Source organism: Moraxella lacunata, assembly GCF_002027545.1.
GTDB lineage: Bacteria > Pseudomonadota > Gammaproteobacteria > Pseudomonadales > Moraxellaceae > Moraxella > Moraxella lacunata.
The window spans coordinates 14,827-36,179 of the sequence record NZ_MXAN01000005.1 but is presented as its reverse complement, the minus strand read 5'-3'; the positions used below and the strand labels follow the sequence as shown (position 1 = coordinate 36,179).

The 21,353-nt window shown below is 42.2% G+C and carries 23 protein-coding genes; 14 read left to right on the top strand and 9 right to left on the bottom strand.

Annotated elements, in window-relative coordinates; translation table 11 throughout:
- Positions 1-422: 422 nt before the first annotated feature.
- Genes B5J94_RS14615 through B5J94_RS01140 form a run of 5 tightly spaced genes read left to right on the top strand, consistent with a single transcriptional unit; the run spans position 423 to position 5,746 of the window.
- The gene (locus B5J94_RS14615; protein ID WP_228144489.1) at positions 423-893 is read left to right on the top strand and encodes a hypothetical protein; all 471 of its coding nucleotides are present in this window, start codon (positions 423-425) and stop codon (positions 891-893) included.
- Positions 893-2,524: a helicase HerA domain-containing protein gene (locus tag B5J94_RS01155; protein WP_228144488.1), complete on the top strand. Its 1,632-nt coding sequence runs from the start codon at positions 893-895 to the stop codon at positions 2,522-2,524. The genes B5J94_RS14615 and B5J94_RS01155 overlap by 1 nt, the downstream gene beginning before the upstream one ends.
- A gap of 12 nt (positions 2,525-2,536) precedes the next feature.
- Complete coding sequence (locus tag B5J94_RS01150) at positions 2,537-3,916, top strand: DNA double-strand break repair nuclease NurA (RefSeq protein WP_062498818.1); 1,380 nt, start codon at positions 2,537-2,539, stop codon at positions 3,914-3,916.
- Positions 3,867-5,012: a DNA methyltransferase gene (locus B5J94_RS01145; RefSeq protein ID WP_228144487.1), complete on the top strand. Its 1,146-nt coding sequence runs from the start codon at positions 3,867-3,869 to the stop codon at positions 5,010-5,012. Before B5J94_RS01150 ends, B5J94_RS01145 begins: the two co-directional genes overlap by 50 nt.
- 2 nt (positions 5,013-5,014) lie before the next feature.
- A complete protein-coding gene (locus B5J94_RS01140; protein ID WP_062498816.1) occupies positions 5,015-5,746 on the top strand; it encodes a response regulator in 732 nt (243 codons plus the stop codon).
- Here the strand turns inward: B5J94_RS01140 and B5J94_RS01135 are convergent.
- Genes B5J94_RS01135 through B5J94_RS01125 form a run of 3 tightly spaced genes read right to left on the bottom strand, consistent with a single transcriptional unit; the run spans position 5,739 to position 7,390 of the window.
- Positions 5,739-6,368 carry a hypothetical protein gene (locus tag B5J94_RS01135; RefSeq protein ID WP_228144486.1) on the bottom strand — a complete coding sequence of 210 codons (630 nt, stop codon included), beginning with the start codon at positions 6,366-6,368 and terminating at the stop codon, positions 5,739-5,741. The two genes, B5J94_RS01140 and B5J94_RS01135, sit on opposite strands and share 8 nt — an antisense overlap.
- 43 nt (positions 6,369-6,411) lie before the next feature.
- Positions 6,412-6,840, bottom strand: a complete 429-nt coding sequence (locus B5J94_RS01130; protein ID WP_062498814.1) for a hypothetical protein — start codon at positions 6,838-6,840, stop codon at positions 6,412-6,414.
- On the bottom strand, positions 6,824-7,390 hold the full coding sequence (locus B5J94_RS01125) for a hypothetical protein (protein WP_062498813.1): 567 nt from the start codon (positions 7,388-7,390) through the stop codon (positions 6,824-6,826). Before B5J94_RS01125 ends, B5J94_RS01130 begins: the two co-directional genes overlap by 17 nt.
- Before the next feature lie 192 nt (positions 7,391-7,582).
- On the opposite strand from B5J94_RS01125, the gene creC reads away from it, so the two are divergent.
- The 3 genes from creC to B5J94_RS14005 all read left to right on the top strand — a co-directional run bounded on the left by creC (position 7,583) and on the right by B5J94_RS14005 (position 10,847).
- Positions 7,583-9,043: a two-component system sensor histidine kinase CreC gene (creC, locus tag B5J94_RS01120; RefSeq protein WP_158081025.1), complete on the top strand. Its 1,461-nt coding sequence runs from the start codon at positions 7,583-7,585 to the stop codon at positions 9,041-9,043.
- Positions 9,044-9,133: 90 nt separating this feature from the next.
- Entirely contained in the window at positions 9,134-10,684 is a 1,551-nt protein-coding gene (gene creD, locus B5J94_RS01115; RefSeq protein WP_062498811.1) for a cell envelope integrity protein CreD, read from the top strand.
- Positions 10,677-10,847 carry a hypothetical protein gene (locus B5J94_RS14005; protein WP_156471044.1) on the top strand — a complete coding sequence of 57 codons (171 nt, stop codon included), beginning with the start codon at positions 10,677-10,679 and terminating at the stop codon, positions 10,845-10,847. The genes creD and B5J94_RS14005 overlap by 8 nt, the downstream gene beginning before the upstream one ends.
- Positions 10,848-10,900: 53 nt before the next feature.
- Here the strand turns inward: B5J94_RS14005 and B5J94_RS01110 are convergent, their stop codons facing one another.
- Positions 10,901-11,506, bottom strand: coding sequence for a hypothetical protein (locus B5J94_RS01110; protein WP_062498810.1), 606 nt, complete (start codon positions 11,504-11,506; stop codon positions 10,901-10,903).
- Between the two features lie 183 nt (positions 11,507-11,689).
- Here B5J94_RS01110 and nqrM point away from each other — a divergent pair, with 183 nt between their 5' ends.
- The 6 genes from nqrM to B5J94_RS01080 all read left to right on the top strand — a co-directional run bounded on the left by nqrM (position 11,690) and on the right by B5J94_RS01080 (position 16,165).
- Positions 11,690-11,956 carry a (Na+)-NQR maturation NqrM gene (gene nqrM, locus B5J94_RS01105; RefSeq protein ID WP_062498809.1) on the top strand — a complete coding sequence of 89 codons (267 nt, stop codon included), beginning with the start codon at positions 11,690-11,692 and terminating at the stop codon, positions 11,954-11,956.
- 257 nt (positions 11,957-12,213) lie between these two features.
- Positions 12,214-13,398 carry an MFS transporter gene (locus tag B5J94_RS01100; RefSeq protein WP_062498808.1) on the top strand — a complete coding sequence of 395 codons (1,185 nt, stop codon included), beginning with the start codon at positions 12,214-12,216 and terminating at the stop codon, positions 13,396-13,398.
- Positions 13,399-13,532: 134 nt separating this feature from the next.
- Positions 13,533-14,030, top strand: a complete 498-nt coding sequence (locus B5J94_RS01095) for a hypothetical protein (protein ID WP_062498807.1) — start codon at positions 13,533-13,535, stop codon at positions 14,028-14,030.
- A gap of 9 nt (positions 14,031-14,039) precedes the next feature.
- Positions 14,040-14,525, top strand: coding sequence for a hypothetical protein (locus B5J94_RS14610; protein ID WP_062498806.1), 486 nt, complete (start codon positions 14,040-14,042; stop codon positions 14,523-14,525).
- A 129-nt stretch (positions 14,526-14,654) separates the two neighbouring features.
- Complete coding sequence (locus tag B5J94_RS01085) at positions 14,655-15,422, top strand: hypothetical protein (protein WP_062498805.1); 768 nt, start codon at positions 14,655-14,657, stop codon at positions 15,420-15,422.
- A gap of 2 nt (positions 15,423-15,424) precedes the next feature.
- Entirely contained in the window at positions 15,425-16,165 is a 741-nt protein-coding gene (locus B5J94_RS01080; RefSeq protein WP_062498804.1) for a PP2C family protein-serine/threonine phosphatase, read from the top strand.
- 89 nt (positions 16,166-16,254) lie between these two features.
- Here the strand turns inward: B5J94_RS01080 and B5J94_RS01075 are convergent, their stop codons facing one another.
- From B5J94_RS01075 to B5J94_RS01055, 5 genes are all read right to left on the bottom strand, one after another.
- On the bottom strand, positions 16,255-17,016 hold the full coding sequence (locus tag B5J94_RS01075) for an iron ABC transporter ATP-binding protein (RefSeq protein ID WP_062498803.1): 762 nt from the start codon (positions 17,014-17,016) through the stop codon (positions 16,255-16,257).
- Positions 17,013-17,984, bottom strand: coding sequence for an iron chelate uptake ABC transporter family permease subunit (locus B5J94_RS01070; protein WP_062498802.1), 972 nt, complete (start codon positions 17,982-17,984; stop codon positions 17,013-17,015). The genes B5J94_RS01075 and B5J94_RS01070 overlap by 4 nt, the downstream gene beginning before the upstream one ends.
- Before the next feature lie 9 nt (positions 17,985-17,993).
- Positions 17,994-18,995, bottom strand: a complete 1,002-nt coding sequence (locus B5J94_RS01065; RefSeq protein WP_079363874.1) for an ABC transporter permease — start codon at positions 18,993-18,995, stop codon at positions 17,994-17,996.
- Between the two features lie 283 nt (positions 18,996-19,278).
- A complete protein-coding gene (locus tag B5J94_RS01060; protein ID WP_062498801.1) occupies positions 19,279-20,307 on the bottom strand; it encodes a siderophore ABC transporter substrate-binding protein in 1,029 nt (342 codons plus the stop codon).
- 459 nt (positions 20,308-20,766) lie between these two features.
- Positions 20,767-21,321, bottom strand: coding sequence for a hypothetical protein (locus B5J94_RS01055; RefSeq protein WP_079363873.1), 555 nt, complete (start codon positions 21,319-21,321; stop codon positions 20,767-20,769).
- Positions 21,322-21,353 lie beyond the last annotated feature (32 nt).

Here is a 21,353-nt window from a genome sequence, read left to right as displayed (position 1 = left end):
TACAGCTAATAAAATTGAATTTTACTACGGAAACCGTTCGCCCTAAACTTGTCGAAGGGTCGGTTTCCGTCATGGTTCGACAGGCTCACCACGAACCGGAACCGTAGTACTTTTTCATTTTGTAGAGTGTATTTTGCCATAGAAAGCACCCCAAAGGTTAGTGTTTGAGTATCTAACTTTTGGGGTGGGGTTCATTTTTTTAGGCGTGTTTTTTTGGGTGGGGCGTATTGAACCTTTATAACACAATTTGAAATTTAGAAATGTTTTAGAAATAAAATGATGTTTTTCCTTGAAAAACGTGCGATTTTTCTCATTTTTCATTGCAAATATAAAAGGTGGGCACGCCCTAACTTTTTTAATGACTTTAAGTCCAAGAAACTGTATAATCAGTAAATCAACACCCTAGCAAAGGACACATGGCTATGTTTGACCAACAACTTAAATTTCTTCAAAATGCACATATTAACAATCAACTAAAATCAGATTTAGAGGTTTTAATACAACCTACTCAGTTGGTCGGTGATGTGTATTCTCTTGGTTACAACTCTGCCAAAGTTATTATTCATGACAAGTACCGTGAACAGGTTGGAGGTATTCCAAGTTTAAGTTTTTTAATCGCCACTCGGTTGAATGTAGAGAATGAGAATTTGGATTTCAAAAAAGAAGATACCTCCATTATTTTACTTAGAGTTATGGATGCAGCCAAACTCCCCCAAGATGCTGAATTAGAAAGAATTCGTGTTGAGACCGCTCAAAGAGTAAGTGGTGAAAGCAACCATTGGGATTCGGACGGGGTAATGGATGTTGATACCAGAAACCACCTATCTTATGCTGGCTTAGAGTGCAAAGTAATTGGCACTTCTTTTTTGAGGAAGAAAATGGCGAGTTACTAATGAAATTTGGTAGTGATATTTCCAACTATTACTCCAATCAAGGCTTAAAAGTATATAAGCCTGTCGGAAGAGCATTAGAAAGAATTGTGAATTATTATGACTCTCAAACACTTAATAATCATTTTGCTGAATTTGGTAGCAAAGAAAAGGTGAGGCTAGGCTATATTCGTTATGCCTCATCTAATAGAAAGTATCAGCAGGTTGATAATGTACCCATTTATATTTACCCTACGGATTTATTATCACAAAAATCAGCTTTATTTGGCATGACTCGCACAGGCAAGTCTAATACCACAAAAATTATTGCCAAATCTGTTTATGAACTAAGAATGCCAAAAAATTCAGAAGACAATCCATTAAGAGTTGGTCAGATTATTTTTGACCCCAATGGTGAGTATGCTAATGAAAATACACAAGACAAAGATGCTAATAATAATCCAAATTCTTTAAAAAATATCTATCAATTATACACTGGTTCTGAAAAACACGATGAAGTGGTAACTTATGGCTTGACAGGGCATAAAAATGACCTAGACCGTAAATTAATGAAGTTAAACTTCTTTGAAGAGGATAACTTAAATTTGGGTAAATCCATTATTGATAGTATCTTGGCAGATGATAAAACCAAGTATATTCAAAACTTTATTCAAGTCATTTTTGAAAAACCTGATGAAAACGATCGTGGTCCAACAACAAGATATAGAAGGCGTGTGCTTGCATATCAAGCATTGTTAGCACGAGCAGGGTTTGAAGTGCCCCAAAATAAACAGCAAGTATCTATTAAGGGATTGTTTAACAAAAATTTAATTCTAGCATTAGAAGATGATCAAACAGACTTGCAATCAAATTATAAATCAGTAGCAAAAGTTCTTAGCCAAGATTTTGTTTCTTTGCATCAATTAGCAAATGCTTTTGAGGCTCTAGATAGTTTTATCCGAGATGGCAAATCGGCTTATAAAGATTTTAATAATGATTATATTGCAACATCTAGCTCAGGAGAACAATGGGCTGATGAAGACTTTAAAAAGATAATTGGTATGTGGCAGTATGCTAATGACACAAGAATGATTGGTAAGGCGATAGAGCAACATGATGTTGGCACCACCAAAGATTATGCTGAAGAGATTTATGAGCATCTAGCAAATGGGAAATTAGTAATCATTGATCAGTCTAGTGGCAATCCTGAGCTTAATAAATCATCCGCTCAAAGAATTATGTGGCAGATTTTTAGAAAAAATCAGGAGCTATTTAGAAATGGGGATACTCAAATTCCCAATATTTTAGTTTATGTAGAGGAGGCTCACAACCTATTGCCTGTTGGCAATGACCTAGATACTTCTGATGTATGGGTTAGAACTGCCAAAGAAGGGGCAAAATATCGCATCGGTATGGTCTATGCCACCCAAGAGGTGAGTAGCATTCAAAAGAATATTTTAAAGAATACAGCTAATTGGTTTATCAGCCATTTAAACAATACTGATGAAACCAAAGAATTGTGTAAATATTATGATTTTAAAGATTTTGAAACATCTATACTTAGAGCTCAGGACAAAGGATTTTTAAGAATAAAGACGCTTAGTAATTTATTTTTTGTGCCTGTTCAAGTAGATAAATTTGAAATTAACAATTAAGGAGATATTTATATGCCATACGTTGGTGAAATTGCCAATCATGAATCGCTACGCAGAATAAGAGAATCTCAGGCTATTAGGGAGCTTGAAAATCGCTTTCGCTTAAAAAATATCAGTGGTACAGATATTGTTAAAAATCAATTTCTATCATCAAATGATTTACCTGATTCTAATAGTAGCATTCACTATGTTATTACCATAGATGGCAGCAATCTTGCAATTAATCCAGAAAAGAGCTATCCTAGTGCTGAATACTGTTATTTAACAGTTGCTTCGGTAATATTGGATATGCAGATCATAAAAACAACCAGCCAAGAGCGATTTCCAGATCCAATAAAGTTAAGAGGTGCTAAAAAGACAACTTCATTTGAAGGGGTGTTACCAGGCTGTAATGTGCTACTTGATAATGAAAGTGATGATAAATCATCATTACGCAGAGTGTTGTTTGAGATGCTGCAAAAACACACCTTGTTTACAGAAGGTGAAAACTTATTAGAAACCTATGAGTATTTATTGAAATATAGGATTGAGAATGCAGGATCTAAGCCAAAATCCCCAATTCCAGGCTTCGAAGATAAGGACTTAGAATACGGTTTTGGTGTGTATCAGTGTAAATATTCTGGACGTGATTTGTTTTCAACGGATGCAATGAGATTGCATGAGCTACTAAATCCAGTTGGTAGTAGTGGCGAGATGTACAATCAAATTATGAGCGTGATAGAAAAACTAACCCTGATTAATATTTTAAGAAATTTTGAAAAAATGGGGTGGTTATATCTCTTACGACATACTGCATTTGTCATTGATGGTCCCTTGGCAGTATTTAGTGTTGCATCTTGGCTGGCTGGTGCTATTTCCAAAGAGTTGGAACGCATTAATAATACACAAAAACAAATTAGCGGTCAGGATATGCTGATACTTGGTATCGAGAAAACGGGTCTATTTGCTACCCACTTTGAGCAATTAGATAGAGTAACTGGACGGGATTATACTTTTGGCGAAGGTGCCATTACACCAAATTCCATATTATTACTCAATGATGATTATATCAAGAAGCACATCAAGCCTTCAACCAGTGAGAAACCTTATGGGCAAGATACTTATTTTGGTAGAAAAATTCTCTATAAAACGAAATTAGGACATAGAATTGTGCCTGTCTTATGTTGCTTTAATGACAACCAAAGAGATATAACAATTTGTGAAATCAACCAATTCTCTCGTCTAAAAGATGTTACTACTTTATTAGATGAATTGTCATCTAATCGTTACGCAAATTCTATTTCCGCCTTGATAGCTGCTCATGCAGAAGCCGCCATTCCTTTAAATCTTGGCACAAAAATTTTTGAAAAAATGGCAAAAGAATTCAAGAAAGAGTCAATTAATAATGTATAATCAATTATTTAAAGGCTATACTACACCACAAGCACGCTGGGCAAGATTTGGCTCTTATTATGCAATGTCCCCAAGCGAATTTGCCTTGGAAGTTATTGATAATTATTCACAAATTGGTGATTTTGTTCTGGATCCTTTTGCAGGTAGGGGAACAAGTATTTATGCAACTTCTGCTCTGGATAGATCCGGCACAGGTATTGAGATTAATCCCGTGGGGTTTATTTTTGCTCAAACAAAACTAAACCCTGCCAAAAAAGAAAATGTCATAAAAAAATTACTGGAAATTGATAAAGCAAGCCAAAATCATCATTATAATTTAAATCTCCTACCTCAATTTTTTAGACACTGCTTTTGTGATGAAGTTTTGTATTTTTTATTAACAGCAAAAGATGAGTTGGATTGGATTAATAATAATGTTGATAGAACATTAATGGGTTTTATATTGGCATCATTGCATGATAATATTGGTTGTGGTTTGTCAAATCAGATGAGACGAACTAAGTCAATGAGCATGGAATATTCCATAAAATGGTGGGCTAAACAAGGATTATCAGAACCACCTCGGGTTGATCCTTGTGCAATGCTATTAAGCAAAATAGATTGGCGCTACAAAAAAGGGATACCAAGTAATTTACAGAGCGTGATACACTTTGGAGATAGTGTAAATATTTTAGATACTTTACCAGCAAAAAAGTACTCGCTAATGCTAACATCACCACCATATCAAGGTGTTACTGATTATCACAATGACCAATGGCTTAGACTTTGGATGTTGGATAAGAGACATCAAATTTCTAGCAATATAGATCAGAAAAAACATCAAGGAAGATTCGCCAATAAAGCAGATTATCAAAATTTACTAAATAATGTATTTGAAAAATCAGCAAGATTAATGCAAGATAACTGTGTGGTCTATGTTAGAACGGATAGTAGAGAATTTACACTCAAAGCAACCGAAGCTGCTTTAAAAGCTGCTTTCCCTGAGCATACAATGACCATTATTGACAAACCAATACCCGAGGGCAAAATCACTCAGACGCAGTTTTTTGGAACCAAGCCCATTAAATCGGGAGAGGTAGATATTATATTGCAATAGATATGCACATTCTCATCATCGAAGACGACCCTGCCATTGCCACGACCTTGCGTTTTGCCTTAGAGCGTGAAGGCTATACCGTATCATGGGCGGACACGGTTGCCAAAGTCGCCCCCTGCCTTGATACACCACGCCTTGACGCTGTCGTGCTGGACGTGGGGTTGCCTGACGGAGACGGCTTTGGCGTGTGCCAAATGATACGCCAAGGCGACAGGCACGCCCATGCCCCCATACTGTTTTTGACGGCACGCACGGACGAGATAGACCGCATTTTGGGTTTGGAGCTGGGGGCGGACGACTACATCGCCAAGCCATTTAGCCCCCGAGAGCTGATAGCACGGCTAAAAGCGATATGGCGTAGAGAAAACATCTTTACCCAAAAATCGGACAAAACCGACATATCGGGCAAGGCAGACACCGCCCACACCGACTTTACCAAAACCACAGGTACGCACACTTGGCGTTATCAAGCCCATGATTATTCACTTTCTCTAAACAATCACGCCTTGACTTTATCAAAAACCGAGCTTGGTATCATGCTCACTTTACTTGCCAATCCCACGCACATTTTGTCCCGTGAGCAGATTTTGGCAAGCATCTCCGACCACCCAGAACATCGCCTATCACGCACCATTGATAGTCATATCAAAACCTTACGGCAGAAATTGGCAGAAGTGTGCGATGATGAGATTATCATCACTCATCGAGGGGTTGGGTATGGGCTTGTTAATTAATCGTTAAGCCCATACGCTTTTGAATGGTTTTTGGGATATAGCCAGTTCTTGCTGGTTGGTCTGTCAAGCCTAGCAAACCATAAATCTGTCCGCCAATACCCGGAATAACTTCGCCTGTTTGCTTGTCTTTTTGTGCATCAATAGCAAAATAAATAAACTCAAATTTATTGGCAATATCATTTGGAAATTCTGCTTTTAGAGCGTCTTGAGAGTTGATGTGCATAACGGGGGATACAATAAAAATCCTTTTGGCTTCTTTGATGGTATCAAAAAGCTCTAATAGGTTTGTACGCACCACACAACTGCCCGATATAACAGATTTGACAATAATAACGGTTTTGGCGGTATGATAGTTTGGTTCCAAATATTTATGTACAATAGGAGCAACACTACCCCCATAACTGGGCTGATAATGATTATTCCAAAAAACTGCCATTTTGGTATTAAAGTTTGCTTTTTTTAATTCATCTTGCACGCCAAGTTGCAAATAATCTGCATCCTCAGCAGTGGATATTAGCAACACCTCCTCTTTATTGTCAATTTGCGAAATAATGTTTTGGGATAATAATTCTCCCAAAACATACATATGCTTTTGGTAGGTTAATGGATTTTTATCTTCCAATAGACCTTGCAAATGTTGTTTTGCTAATGGCGTGGTATATACGCTAAATTGACGAGAGGTGTTCATTTGGGTTCTCCCATTTATTTGGGTTCTGCAATTTTTTCATTGAGCATTGCATTAAAAGTGCAATCAATTGCTCCATGGTTGGATTTTGTGTAGGCGATTGATTTGGTAATGTATCCACATCAACCGAAAGTTCAAGCCCTTGTTCAAATTTGACTTTCAATCTGCCATAATGCAATTCATATTGAACCTGCAGTTTTAACCCTTCTAGATATTTAGTCAGCCAATCGGGAATTGGTTGGTTTGATTTTCTAAATTTAATAAAAGTATTTGTGTAAGCCTCTGACTGGGCATTTTCAAAAATATTTTGAATAGAACCAAACTCATCATTAGATAATATGCCCAAAATAAGGCTGGTTGCATAATTTCTGTCCGCAAGTGTGGCATTTGGTTCAATCAAGTGTGGCATTTGGTTCAATTAAATTATCAATATATTCTTTGAATGGTTTGTGTCCCAATAAGTCAACCACCTTTGTGTAGCATGGAAAAAATTCACAAGTAAAGTTGGTGTGAGTTATTTTGGTTTTGTTAATATCTGCCTTGCTTATATCTGATACTAGCAAGTAGCAATATGAATCACTAAACCCAAAAAAGTCAAGGTCTATCTTTCTTTGCTGTAAAAATCTCTGCTCTTGCTCATTATTCCAATCAGCGGTTTGACCATTAGAATTTTTGGCTTGATAACTATACTTGATATTATTCTGCTTATCAATATAAGCAATGTCATCAACAAATCCATAAACCTGCGTTTCTAAATATTGTTTTGACAAATCAAGCGTTGCATTATTTGCTATTTCAAATGTTTTGAACAACAAATAATACTGCTCGTATTGAGCACCTTTTAAATTATTAATTCCGCCTCGATGTATGTTTTTGAGTTGTTTTAGTTTGTCTGCACCAAGATGATTTTCAACAAAATTTTCAAAATCTTGTTTAGTTTTTGAGCAATCCATAAACATAACAACCCTTATTTTTTGTTATACAGCATTTTTTGATACTCAAAAACCGTAAATCCAACCAATCATGGACACGGTCTTGAATAATTTTGAATTAACTAACTCATTTCTCTTCGTCATTCTACTACAAAGTAAAAAACAACACAAATATTTTTTAACATGCTACAATGTTTTTTTCAAAAAAATATTTGCTTCATGCCCACACTCCACACCCTACTTGACCGCATTTTTAAAAAACGCCTAAGTTTTAGCATTTTTGTGCGGATATGGCTTACCTTTGCCTTGATTACCCTATTGTCATCGTCCCTTGCCCTATATTATGTCCAAAAAACCGTGCGACCGTCCGCCAAACGGGTGGTAGAAGACAGCCTTGTAGATACATCAGTGCTACTGTCGCACATCGTGGCAAAAGACGTGGCAGATTTATCAAAAGATGAGTTAAATCAATCCCTTAATACCAAATTATCCCACGCCTTTACCAACCCAAACGAGCTTACCGATAAGCCAATCTGGTATCATCAAAAATCCACAAGCACCTACCACGTCTATATCACAGACGACACAGGCACGGTCATCTATGACAGTCGTGGGGCGAGCGTGGGGACGGATTTTAGCCGTTGGAATGACGTGTATCTGACCTTGCGTGGCAAATACGGGGCAAGAAGTACCGACATCGGCGGGCATTCGGTCATGTATGTGGCAAGCCCGATTGTATCAGACGGGCGGATAATTGGCGTGGTATCCGTTGGCAAACCCACCCAAACGCTCATTCCTTATATCAACAAAAGCACCGATGAAATTATTAAGATTATCTTAACGATTATGGCAATCACGCTTGCCACCGCCACGCTCATGGCATGGTGGTTAAGACGCAGCATAGACAGCGTAAACCGCTACACCAAAGGGCTTGCCAGTACCGCACCGCCCCATTTTTATCTTGGGCGAGAGCTAAACGAACTCATGGCGAGCATTCACACCATGAAAGACACCATAGAAAACAAGGCGTATGTGAGCGAGTACGTCCACACGCTCACGCATGAGCTAAAATCGCCCCTGACCGCCATTCGTGCCAGTAGCGAGATTTTGACGGACGAGCTGACGCTTGCCGAGCGTGAGCAGTTTACGGGCATTATCCTATCGCAAACGGACAAATTGACCGCCCTAGTGGACAAACTTTTGACGCTTGCCAAGATTGAACAGCCCACCTTCAAACTTACCATGAGCAACGTTGAGCTAGACGCACTCATTCAAACTTGCCTAAATCAGCAATCGGCAACCCTAAAACAGCTTGGCAAAACCGTGCAATTTGACAAAAGCGGTATCTGTATTCGTGCCGATGAATTTTGGCTTACCCAAGCGGTGCAAAACATCATTGACAACGCCATTTATTATGGCAAAAGTGCGATAACCATTGAGACCAGTCAAACCGAGACGGACACGTTTATCCACATCAAAAACGACAGCGACACGCTGGACGACTTTATCATCAAGCGAGCCTTTGAGCGGTATTTTAGTATGGGTAATACCCACCGCCAAAAAAGCACGGGGCTTGGGCTAACCCTTGTCAAGCAAGTGATAGAGTTGCATGGCGGGGCGGTAAGTTTTGGGCAGGATAAGGATAATTGTGTGGTAGTGGTGATGAGTGTGCCACACTGATTTCACACATTTTCCATAAATCCGCCCCATTTTTCCATAATTTTTGCACACACGATTTTTATAATGACTTCATGTTTTTAGGAGTTATTTATGCAAAAAATCGGTACAAAATTATCACTCATCGGGGCGGTATGCCTTGTGTTCTTTGTCGGACTGATGTTCGTAAGCGGACTTGTGAGCGAGCGACAGTCTTATCACGATGAAGTCATCAGCGAGATTAAGTCGTCCCATGTGTCATCGCAAATCCTAGCCACGCCCTTTTTGGTGGCAGGGCATGGCGATGAGACGCACTACATTTTCCCCGCCAAAAGCGACATCAAGGCGACAAGCGATGTGCGAGATGACGAGTACAAACGGGGCATTTATCGGGCGATAAGCTATGGCACGAAGGTGGTCGTACAGCAGAGTTTTAATGCCCATGCCACCGCCCACACCTTGCACATTGACACGCCTGCCGAACCTGCCCAAACGGTATCGTCTGATACCCAAACGCAAAACGAACAGTCCCAAAATCAGCAAACCCAAAACGAGCAAGCCCAATCCACCCCAAGCGAGCAAGTCGCCACCCAAAACCCCCAAACCACCCAAGCGACACCCACCACGCCTGCTAAGTCCACCCCAAAACCGTTAAGGCTCATCATCGCCCTAAGCGATTTACGGGGTGTCATGCCAACGGACGTAACCGTCAATGGCAAAAGCTATCCTGCCACCTTTGGCACGGACAACGCCTTACCACATTTGGAAGTGGCTTTGCCCATGACCTTAGATGATTTTATGAAAGACGATTTTATGGGCAGTCGGGAGCTAAATGTACAGTTTGAGCTTGATGTGGCGGGCATTGGCAGTTTTGGCGTACTACCGCTTGGCGAGATGAACACCGTTGCCCTAAACAGCAACTGGCAAAATCCCAAATTCCACGGGCAAGCCCTACCCACGCACAAATCGCTCACCGATAACGGCTTTGGGGCGACATGGCAAGCCCATGTCTTAGGCGTGCAAAATCAAAAACTCATCATGGAGCTATCACGGGGCATCATGGGCGATTTTGACCAGTACACGCACCACGCTCTCATGACCGATTTTATCCACACCAACGACACCTACACCAAGACCGACCGCAGTATCAAATACGCCTTGCTTATCATCATGGTGTCGTTTGGGACGTTCTTTTTGTTTGAGGTTATCAAGGCTCGTGCCATTCACCCCATTCAATATCTGCTCGTGGCAAGTGCGTTGCTTGTGTTTTATTTGCTCTTGTTATCACTTGCCGAACACATCGCCTTTTTGTATGCCTACATCATCGCAAGTCTTGCCTGCGTGGGGCTTATCGGTTGGTATGCTTGTTATATGCTCGGCTCGTTTGGGCGTGGCGTGGGTTTTGGGGCGGTGCTGGGGACGTTGTATGCGTGCTTTTATGCGATACTCTCGGCAAGTGGCATGAATTTGCTTATGGGGTCAGTGTTCTCGTTTGTGTGTATTGCCGTGGTTATGGTTGCTACTCGTCATGTGGATTGGTATGGCATGACAGGGCAAGATGATGACAATGAAAGCGATGAAAGCGACAACACACCGCCCACGCAACCGCCAGTTACCACAACCAACCAAATCAACCCAACCAATCAGGAGACCGCCCATGACTAGTATCACTAATGTAAGCACCCTAATCGGCAAACCCAAATCGGCAATCTTAGATGAATTTAAACAAGATAACTGCGTGGAATTTTTGCATTGGCTATATGTGCCAAAATTAAAGCTGTTGATGAGCTTTCATCGGCAGGTGTGTGCAGGGGTTGAAGTGGTATAGGGAAAATAAAAATCGCCCATTGTGGATAAATGGGCGATTTTTTAGTTAAATTATCATTCTTTTTTATTTCCAAAAGTATCCTTTCCTAATTGCCAAAGGTAACGATCTAATTCTTTAAAACCAACATCATTTAAATCAAAATATCTTTTAAAATCCAAGAGAGTTTCTATAAATCTCTGATAGTTTTTAAGATCTTTTCTATGAAAATTTGAAAATTGATATGTTTTTTGAAAATGCCATAACATCTCATCTACAAAGCTATCATAAATCGGAAGAGCTATTGGGTTATGATGACTGCAATATTTTGTAGCAAAAGAATAACACCTTCTTTTCAAGCCTTCTTTGTCTTTAAATATTTGCATCTTGTCAATTAAGGTTGTATCTCCTTTTTCCAACAATTCATCAAGATTATCTATCTTAGCAATATTATCTGCAACATAAACAAGGTCAATTGTGCGAATTCTAGTGCTATAAAAATCATTTAACGTGGCACATTTTAACAAAATGTCATTCATATCAGTGTTGCCTGGTGCAAATTCAAAAAATAGTTTGTTTAATGCACTTTCCTGTTTTGGATAATTATCCAATGTTTGCCACTTATCTAAATATTTTTGAACTTCGCTAGGGCTAGGTTTTGGCACATTTAAGTCTGATGTCATGATACTAATCCTTGATTGACGATAGATAAAATATTGATTGTGGGTAAAATTAAAAAATTGTACCTACAAATGTATTCTAACATATTTTTTGCCACCGCCCAATATCATTACAAAAAACGGACTGATTTTTTTGGCAGAATTCTTTATAATACACCCTTCATCTCTATCAATTAGGAGAACGCCATGAATGACTTGCTCGTCCAATTTATCCCCATGTTTGTTGTAACGTTTGGGGTGTTTGTGCTGTTTTTTTTGTTTATGGGGATTGGTTATTTAGTCAAGAAAAAACCCCTAAAAGGCTCATGTGGGGGCGTGGCGACACTGATGGGCGATGAGTTTTGCCAGTTTTGTGGTAATGACCCGAACAAATGCGAGTCCCTAACCGAAGACGACAAAAAAGCCATGCTCGCCAATAAAGCGACATTGGATAAGATTGCCAAAGAGATTTGATGTTATCATTAGCCCAAAAGGCGTGGTTAAATAAAGAGATATTCTAAATCTTGATATGTAGGGGCGATTTATTCGCCCAAATGTGAAATTCCCAAAAGGGCAAATTGCAATTTGTCCCTACAATAACCAACACAAACAATCAACATAAACACAAGGGCGACTTATTCGCCCTTTTTCTTTTCTTTATCCTAAATTTTTCCCTTTTCAAGCCTTATCCTTTTTTGTTACAATCCTATCTTTACCCACACCGAACCGCCATGCCAAACACCACACACCCCCACAAATCCGCCCTACCCCTTGCCCTGCTTATCATCACGCTTGTGTTGTTGGCGATAAATATGCGTTCACCCATTGTCATGCTAGGCTCGGTCGCCCCCACACTCACAGATGCACTCGGACTGTCGGTGTCCGCCATTGGGCTTTTGGGGGCGTTACCCATGCCGATGTTTGCGTTTGGGGCGTTGGTTGCCCCCATGCTCGCCAAGCGTTTTGGGCTTGAAATCATGATGATAGCAAGCGGTGTGGTGCTGGCACTAGGCGTGCTGTCTCGGGTGTGGCTTGGGGTGGGTGGGCTGTTTGTTGGTACAGTTGTTTTGTCGCTTGCCATTGGGCTATTAAATGCCTTAACCGCCCCCTTTATCAAAAAATACACTCCCAACCACATCGCCCTTGCCACAGGCGTATTTAGCCTATCCATGTCGGTATGTGCAGGGCTGTGTGCCTATCTGGTCGTACCGCTCATGGGTGTGGTATCGTGGCAGGTGGCATTGTCATGGTGGGGGGTGTTTGCGGTAATGACGTTTTTTATGTTGTTATTTATCAATAAGTTATATCATACCGACATCGCCCAAACCACCAGCACGCCCAGCCATTTTAACGCATGGAAAAGCAAGGACGCTTGGTATTTGGGCGTGTATATGGGCATACAGTCGCTCCTATTTTATACGGTGGCGAGCTTTTTGCCGTCCATTGGCATGGGCTATGGGCTAAGTTTGGCACAGGCAAGCTCTCTTGCCCTTGCTTTTCAGCTGTCCGCCCCTGTGGCGATATTTTTATTGACCTTTTTAATCAAAAGAAATTTTCCCATAAAAATCATTGCCTTAGTGGCAAGTCTTGCCAACGTAGTGGGGTCGGGCGGATTTATTTGGCTCCCTGATTATCTCATGCTATGGTCGGCACTTATGGGCTTTGGCGGGGCGTGTATTTTTACGTTATCGCTTATGCTGTTTTCCATTCGCACGACACGGCTTGATACCGCTCGGGATTTGTCGGGCATGGTGCAAGCGGTGGGCTATGGCGTGGCATTTTTTGGCCCATTAGCATTGGGTAAATTATACGAAAAAACAGGCACTTGGGAAGTGTCGCTGTATGTGCTATTTATCCTAATGTGTGTCAATGTCGGCTTTGGCTGGCTTGCGGGGCGTGGGGATAGGGTGGATTAAAATACTATTAGAACACTATTAGCATTAAATAAATATATTAAAAATATAATTATCAAAATTTTTTTAATAAAATAATTGACTTTCTAAGAAAATGGCAGTAAAACCCAGTCATGATTTCTTAGAGAGTATTTGTTATGAGCGAAAAATGCTTGGTTGTTTTTACCTACAATGGCAAAAGCGACATTTTGTCAGAAGGTGTAAGTGGCGATTGGCGGTTAAGCAAACGCACTGCTAACGCTTGTAAATACATCATTTGCGTGCAATTAATTGGCAATTGGGGCAATCCCGAAGCTCCGCCACACACCGCCTTTTTGATTGGTAAAATTTCCGATATTCAGGTCTCCCCACACAACAACACTCGTTATGAAGTTTACATCAGTGAATACGCTGACATCAATATTCCCAACATCAAAGGGACGGCAAACCCTGTCTCTTATCGTTCATTAGATGAATTTGAATACTTAGACATTAACAGCCTTGAATTTAAGCCTGTACAGCCTAAAAACAATCCAACCCAAAAGAAAACCCAAAGCCAATCGGACGCACCCTTAACCATACCCGAAGCCAAACGCAGACTGGCTTTAACGCTTGGTGTGAGCGAAGAGAACATCATGATTACCATTAACCACTAAGGAGCTACCATGACCGACATCACATTTACCCCTAACAACTTTTGGCATATGCAAATGCACCCCACAGGTTTGCAAGATGATTTTGCCCCAAACATTCCTTATATCCTAGAACATCGTGGATTTATTGGGCTTGGAAATTGGGAAAGAGACGATGAACCCGACCCACAAATCGCCATTTTTAACGAAAGAATTGCCGTCAATGATATTGTCGCCATTCGCAACGGGGCAAAATTTATCGCCCTTGTGCAAGTCATTGGCGGAGCATATCAAATCAAAGGCGACACCGACCCACGCACACACTGGATAGAAAATCGCCGTCCTGTGCGTGTGCTAGATTGGGAGATTGACGGTAAAGAAGTGCGTGAATGTCCACATTACCGCCCGACACTTGCTCGTTGTGGCAGTGATGATGCTGAAACCACCCAAATCATCAAAACATGGTATGAACGGGTTGCCAAATCGCTGACGGCTCGTGAGTTGCCACTGAGTTTGTAATTACAGTATGTCATACAAGAAAGAACCGTTCATGATAAAGCAAGTCTTATCATGACGGTTTTTGACCATAGACAAGCGTGTGCAAAACTTAGTTCCACATACTTTTCAGTATGACCAAAAGGAAAACCCATGACCCTAAAAGACCAACTCGCCAAGCGGTATTTTGACATTTTAAATCAAGACCGCTATCAGCCCCTTATCCAACAAATCGCCCAAGATGAGTGCAATACAAACCAAAAACCCACGCCCAAACATCGGCTTTGCAATATTTTTCTAGGCTCTGTACCCGAAAATTATGAAAACGCCCAACACAAAATCTTGATTGTTGGTAGAGAAACTCGGGGTTGGCGTGGCGGCATGACTGTCCCACATTATGACATGGACAACGTCATCAAAAGCATGAACCACGGCCAAACCTTTTTTGAAAAGCAAATTAGCATACCCCAAAAAGACGGACGTTTTTTGGGTTTTGCCAAAAAAGTCGCTGACCGAGCAGGGGCGGACGGACTATTATGGGCGAATATGTTTGCGGTATCTGATAATTTGAGTACGCCCGATAATCACCAGTTATTTGATGACATTAAGCAGTTATCCAAAGAATTATTATTGGCACAAATTGAGCTATTAAGACCTGATTTTATCTTGCTTGTCAATGGTCATAGAAAATCAGTACAAAAAGCACGGCATGAATATTTTAAAGAATTGACGTGGGCAAAGGTGGGGCATGGTAATTTGCACAAGCGTTATTTGGAGCAGTGTTTTTTAAATTTAGACATAAAAAACACAGACGGTAGCCCTTATCAGCCGATATGTTATCGCACACATCATCCAAGCACCAGAAGTCCACAAGGCAAAAAAGGCTTGGCACAACTGCTTGAACACTTGCCCAAAGGATAACCATGCAAATCGCCTATTTTCAAATCAAAGGGGAAGGCAAACGCACCAACCAAGATGCGTTATTTGACGGCACAAACGTCCACACCGCCAAACTTCATCACGCCAAAACTGTCCCCACACCTGCCATGCCCTTTTGTGTGGCGGTGGCGGACGGCGTGTTTAACAGCCCACAGGCTCATTTGGCGAGCCGTTTTTGGATAAACGAAGTGGCACACGCACGCCCTGATGACGTGGGCGGTGTGGGCTTTTTTGAGCGGGGGTTTGGGCGGTTTTGTAATGACGTGGGGGCGACTGCTCACGGCTCGGCAACCACGTTGGCAGGGGTGGTGGTTGGGGCGGATAGACTAGATATTTTTAATGTGGGCGACAGTGCGGTGTTTGTCGTGGGGGCGGACGGCGTGTGGCAAAAATTAAGCCATGACCACTCGATTTTAAATGAACTGCTTGGCGGACAAGTTGCCGACAGCACCCAATACGCCCAATTCTATGGCGGTCTTATGGAGTGCCTTATCGCCGACCCAAACGAGCATGAATTTAATGTTCATCGCACCACGCACGCCCCAACACAGGGCGAAACAGTGGTGGTATGTACGGACGGCTTGACGGACGAATTTAGCCCCACGCAACTGACACTCATGTGGAACAGCCAGTCCACGCTCACCGACAAACTGGCGATTTTATTACAAAACCTAAAAAAGCGACAAGGACATGATGACTGTTCGGTGGTGGCGGTGGGGTTTTGATAAACTGGCAAATAGACGATACGGTGTATCAAAATCAATTCATATATTTAGAAAATAGAGATAGATTCACTTTTACCCCTTTACCTTTCTCACACCACATCCACCACAATCGGCTTACCATTGTGCATTAGCACCGTTACGTCCACGTTATACAGCACTTTCATATTTTCAGCCGTTAGCACGTCTTTTGGCGTACCCACTGACACCACCTCGCCCCCTTTCATCATGACGACCGTATCGGCAAATTGGGACGCTTGGTTGATGTCGTGTAGCACAATAACCACCGTTTTGCCACGACTTGCCAGCACCTTCATCTGTCGCATGAGTCGCCCTGCATGGTACATATCTAGGTTGTTGAGCGGTTCATCAAGCAGGATATACGGCGTGTCTTGGCACACCACCATGGCAATCAGCACACGCTGACGCTGACCGCCTGACAAATCGGACAAAAACCGCTCGGCAAGTGGCTCCAATTCAAAGGTTGTAATCATCTCTTCCACCTTATCCTTATCCGCCTGCGTGGGTCTGCCTTGATGATAAGGATAACGCCCAAACATGAGTAGCTCTCGCACACGCAGTCGCCCCTGAATGTGATTTTCTTGGGCGAGCATGGCAACCACTTTTGCCATGTCGCTATCCGTGGCGGTGCTGATGTCATGCCCGTCAAAGCTGATGTGGGCGGATTTGTCCTGCAACGGATTCATGCGAGCCATCAGGCTAAACAGCGTACTTTTGCCCGCCCCGTTCGCCCCGATGAGTGCGATGATTTGCCCTGTGGGTAGCTCAAAATTTACGTTTTTTAAAATGGGTAAATCGCCGATGTTGTGGCTTACGTTTTTTACTTTTATCATGCTCTTTTTCCTTTATTGTATTGCGTAAAAATCAGTAGCAAAAACGCCACCCCACCAAACAGCTCAATCACCACTTCAAGCACGCCTGCCATTTTAAAGATATGTTCAAACACCGCCTGCCCTACAATAAGCGTACTACTGGCGATGAGCGTTACCAAGATGAGCCGTTCGCCATGAGCCATTTTGGTGCAAAAACGGTTGGTCAAAGCACACACCAAAAGCCCAAAAAACGTAATCGGGCCCACAAGGGCGGTTGCCATGGAAACCAGTAGCGAGATTGTCATCAAAATACCAAGAGACAGCTTATGATACGGCACGCCAAGCGAAATGGCACAATTTCTGCCGAGTAGCAACACGTCCAACGCAAACCGTTGTCGCCATATATAAACAAAAGTCGCCACCGACAGCACCACGCTGGTGATGAGTAGATTGACATTGACGGCGGTGAAACTTGCGTAACTATTGGCTTGCACGGTTACAAATTCATCAGGATTTATCATGCGAGCGACCATGTAGGACAAGCTACGAAACAACGTCCCAAAAATCACACCCACCAAGATAAGCCGTGTCAAGTCTTGATTGTGCTTGGTAAACAAAAAACGAAACAAAATCACCGACAGCATCATCATGACCGCCACTTCAAAGGCGAATTTGCCCACCGTTGGCAAAGTTACATAACTTAGCATACCCAAAAAGAACAGCATGAGACTCTGTATCAAAACATACAAGGCATCAAAGCCCAAGAGACTTGGCGTTAAAATGGGGTTATGCGTAAGCGTTTGAAACAGTAGCGTGGACACCCCCACCGCATAGCCCACCACCAAAAAAGCGATGAGTTTGCGAGTACGCAGGGGCAAAGCAAAATCCCAACTGATCACATTTAAGGTCAAATACAGCCCACAGCCAATCACAAGCACGATAAACGCCAACAAAATAGGATTGCCCAATAACTTTTTTATAAAATTCATCACACGCCCCTATTTTGATTTTGACAAAAGCCACAAAAACAGTGCCGACCCCAGCACGCCAAAGACGACATAGACAGGGATTTCAAAGGGATAGCGTATCACACGCCCGATAATGTCGCATAGTAGCATACAAGACGCACCAAGCAACGCCACCGCAGGGAGCGACACTCGCAGGCGGTCTCCCACCAGACGGCTCACGATATTTGGCACGACAAGCCCCACAAAGCTAATCGCCCCCACCGTTACCACCACCACCGCACTTATCATCGCCACCATGCCTATCGCTAGCCACATGACAGCGTCTTTATTGACCCCTAAGTTTTTGGCGATACCGTCCCCAAGCCCAATAATGGTCAAGCGGTCTGCCATAATATAAGCAATGGCGGACAAAATCCCCACCAGCCACAAGGTCTCATACCGCCCTGCCAGCACACTAGAAAAATCGCCAAACCGCCACACCGACAGCATTTGTACCGTCTCGGTCTGATACGCCAAAAACAGCGTAAACGAGTCAATAATCCCCCCAAACACAATCCCCACAAGCGGAATGATGAGAAAATCGGTTGGCGGTAAGCGTTTGATAATCTGCATAAAAATCATCATGCCACCAAACGCCATGACCGTTGCCATGCTCATCTTACCCAAAAGGGGCAAGGTTGGCATATATAGGCTAGTCAGCAAAATCCCAAGCACCGCCGACTGCGTTGCCCCCACCATGGACGGCTCAACAAAGCGGTTTTTTAGCACGACCTGCATCATCATGCCCGCTATCGCCATGCTCGCCCCTGTCAAAATCAAAGCGAGCGTACGGGGCAGACGGCTCACCAGAAAGAGCTGTGAGCTGTTGTCGGTGTCGTCAAAGAGTTTTGCCCATGAAAAATCCGCCACCCCCACCGAAATGCTGATGACAATCAAAACAAACAAAAGCAAAAACGCACCAACATTGACAAATGTTGGCGACCACCGAGATTTTGGGGCGGACTTCGGAGTGGAGAGTGTCGCTGTGGTCATAGAGTTCCTAAGTGATGATTTCTAAGGCGTATGGTAGGCAAAGGGGTTAATGATTTAAAATGGGTTTATATGATAAATTGATGTGGTAAATCAAAATTTTAAAATAATGCCTTTGTAGGGGCGTGCTTTCCACGTCCTTTGGTGAGCCATATTTTTAAAATTTGGACGTGTAGGGGCAATTTATTCGCCCAAACGTCAATCCCATTAAGTACAATCAGAATATTTATTTTTAAAATCAGCAAAAGGGCGAATAAAATCCGCCCCTTGTTAAACCCAACATCAATTACTGAGCCGTTTTTGCATTAAACGCATCGGTAACAATCTTGGTGTCTTTTAGCCATTGATAATAACCACCAAAGGCAAGATAAGAATCTGGGCTAACATAGACGATTTGATTGTTTTTGTAGGCTTTGGTGTTGTGCATAAGTGGGTTGTTGAGCACTTCTTTGGCAGATACACCTTCTTCGCCAATCGCCGAACCACGGTCTAGAACAAACAGCCAATCAGGGTCAATTTTTTGGATATATTCAAAGCTAATGGGCTGACCATGACGCTCTTCGTTTTTGTTCACGTCAGCGTCCGCCATAGGAATGCCGAATGTGGTGTGTAGATAGCCATAGCGTGAGTTTTTGCCATAGGCACTCATTTTGTTACCATTGATTAAAATGGCAAGCCCATTACCCTTGCCTTCTACCGCTTTTTTGGTCTCGCTAATGGCGTTGTCAATATCAGCGATGAGTTTATCGGCTTCGGCAGTTTTGCCAAACACCTTACCAAAATCAGTAATCTGCTGTTTGCTTGACTCATAGACGTTGTTGGTGTCAATGGTCAAATTATAAGTTGGGGCGATTTTGCCAAGCTCTTCAGCTTTTTCTGCCATGCGAGAACCCACAAAAACGGCTTGTGGTTTTAGACCGTGCAATACTTCTAAATTTGGCTCAAATAGCGTACCAACGCTTGTGCCGTCTGGCGTACCGTCCGCTTTTAGGTTTAGGGTAGCGATACGCTCGGCAGTCATCTCCGCTGACGGCATACCTTGCACCGCCACGCCCAAGGCTTTTAGGTTTTGTAGGGCGGTCATGTCATAGACAGCAATGGGACTTGGATTGGCAGGGATAGTTTGCTCGCCTGTGGCGGTCTTAATGGTAAGCTCGCCTGTGGCAGGGGTTGCTGTGGTGTCGGCAGGGTTGGTTTGTGCTGATTGGGACTGCTCGGCAGGAGCGGTGTCTGTGGTGGCAGGTTTGTCTTGGTTGCAAGCGGTTAGACCAAACACACCAACAACGGCAAGGGCTAAAAGTTTTTTGGTAAACATAATACGTCCTATATATGGCAACAGGGCGTGTTGAACATTGATAACATTTTCATAAAATAAGATGAAAGTTTAACACTTTTATCAATTTTTGCATAAAAAATGGCTATCCGACCACTTAATTTAAAAAGTTAAGTTAAAATCTTAAAAACTTATATGGTTAAGTGGTCGGATTGTTTTTCATAATAAAAACTTGTCTGATAGAATGACTGTCAGCCTGCATTTTTTCCTTGAAAAACGTGTGATTCCCCCTGCTTTTTTAAACAGGCATTTTTCATTGCAAATACCAATATTCAACACGCCCTAACATGAAAGATAAATGATGGTTGCATATTTTAACCAAAAATTCTTGATAAATCAATGAAAATAGGAATATTTAACAAATAATTTAGATTGCCAGTTGTAATTTTGGCAAAAATAAAACCAGCCATTTGTCATGACTGGTTTTATGCTGTCTAATTATCAGAAATCGTAACGCAGACCTGTCTCTACGCCAAACGCTTCTTTTTCAACACGTTCAAGCTGGTTGGCAGTGTTATATTGGAAAGTGGTTTGGTCATTATAAGACAGTGTACCAAAAGCACGCAGTCTAGCCCCACCATCATTTTTAAGCCATTTGACAATGCCTACACTGGCAACGGTATTTTCACCATCTTTCCAACCTTCATATTTATCAGCATGCCCTACCTGACCATAGACATCAGTTTTGTTATTGACTTTATAATAACCACTGATGATGGCTCCCAACTCTTTGTTGCCACTATTATAGTCCGTTTGTTGTGCCATGACACCCACAGTCAGCTCTTTGGTAGGTTTTAAAGACACCATCGCACGCAATGAATTAAAATCGCCCGCTTGGGTATATGCCACACCTGCATCAAATTTTTCATCTTCGTGTAGGATGTGCCCTGCCACCAAATCACGTCTTACATCAGTTGGCACACCATTTTTAAAAACAGTCACTTCGCCACCGTGATTATTTGTACCAGTAGTGCTACTGCTTGCATCCTCATCCATGGCATAGTGGAGCTTGACCTGAGTTTTACCGT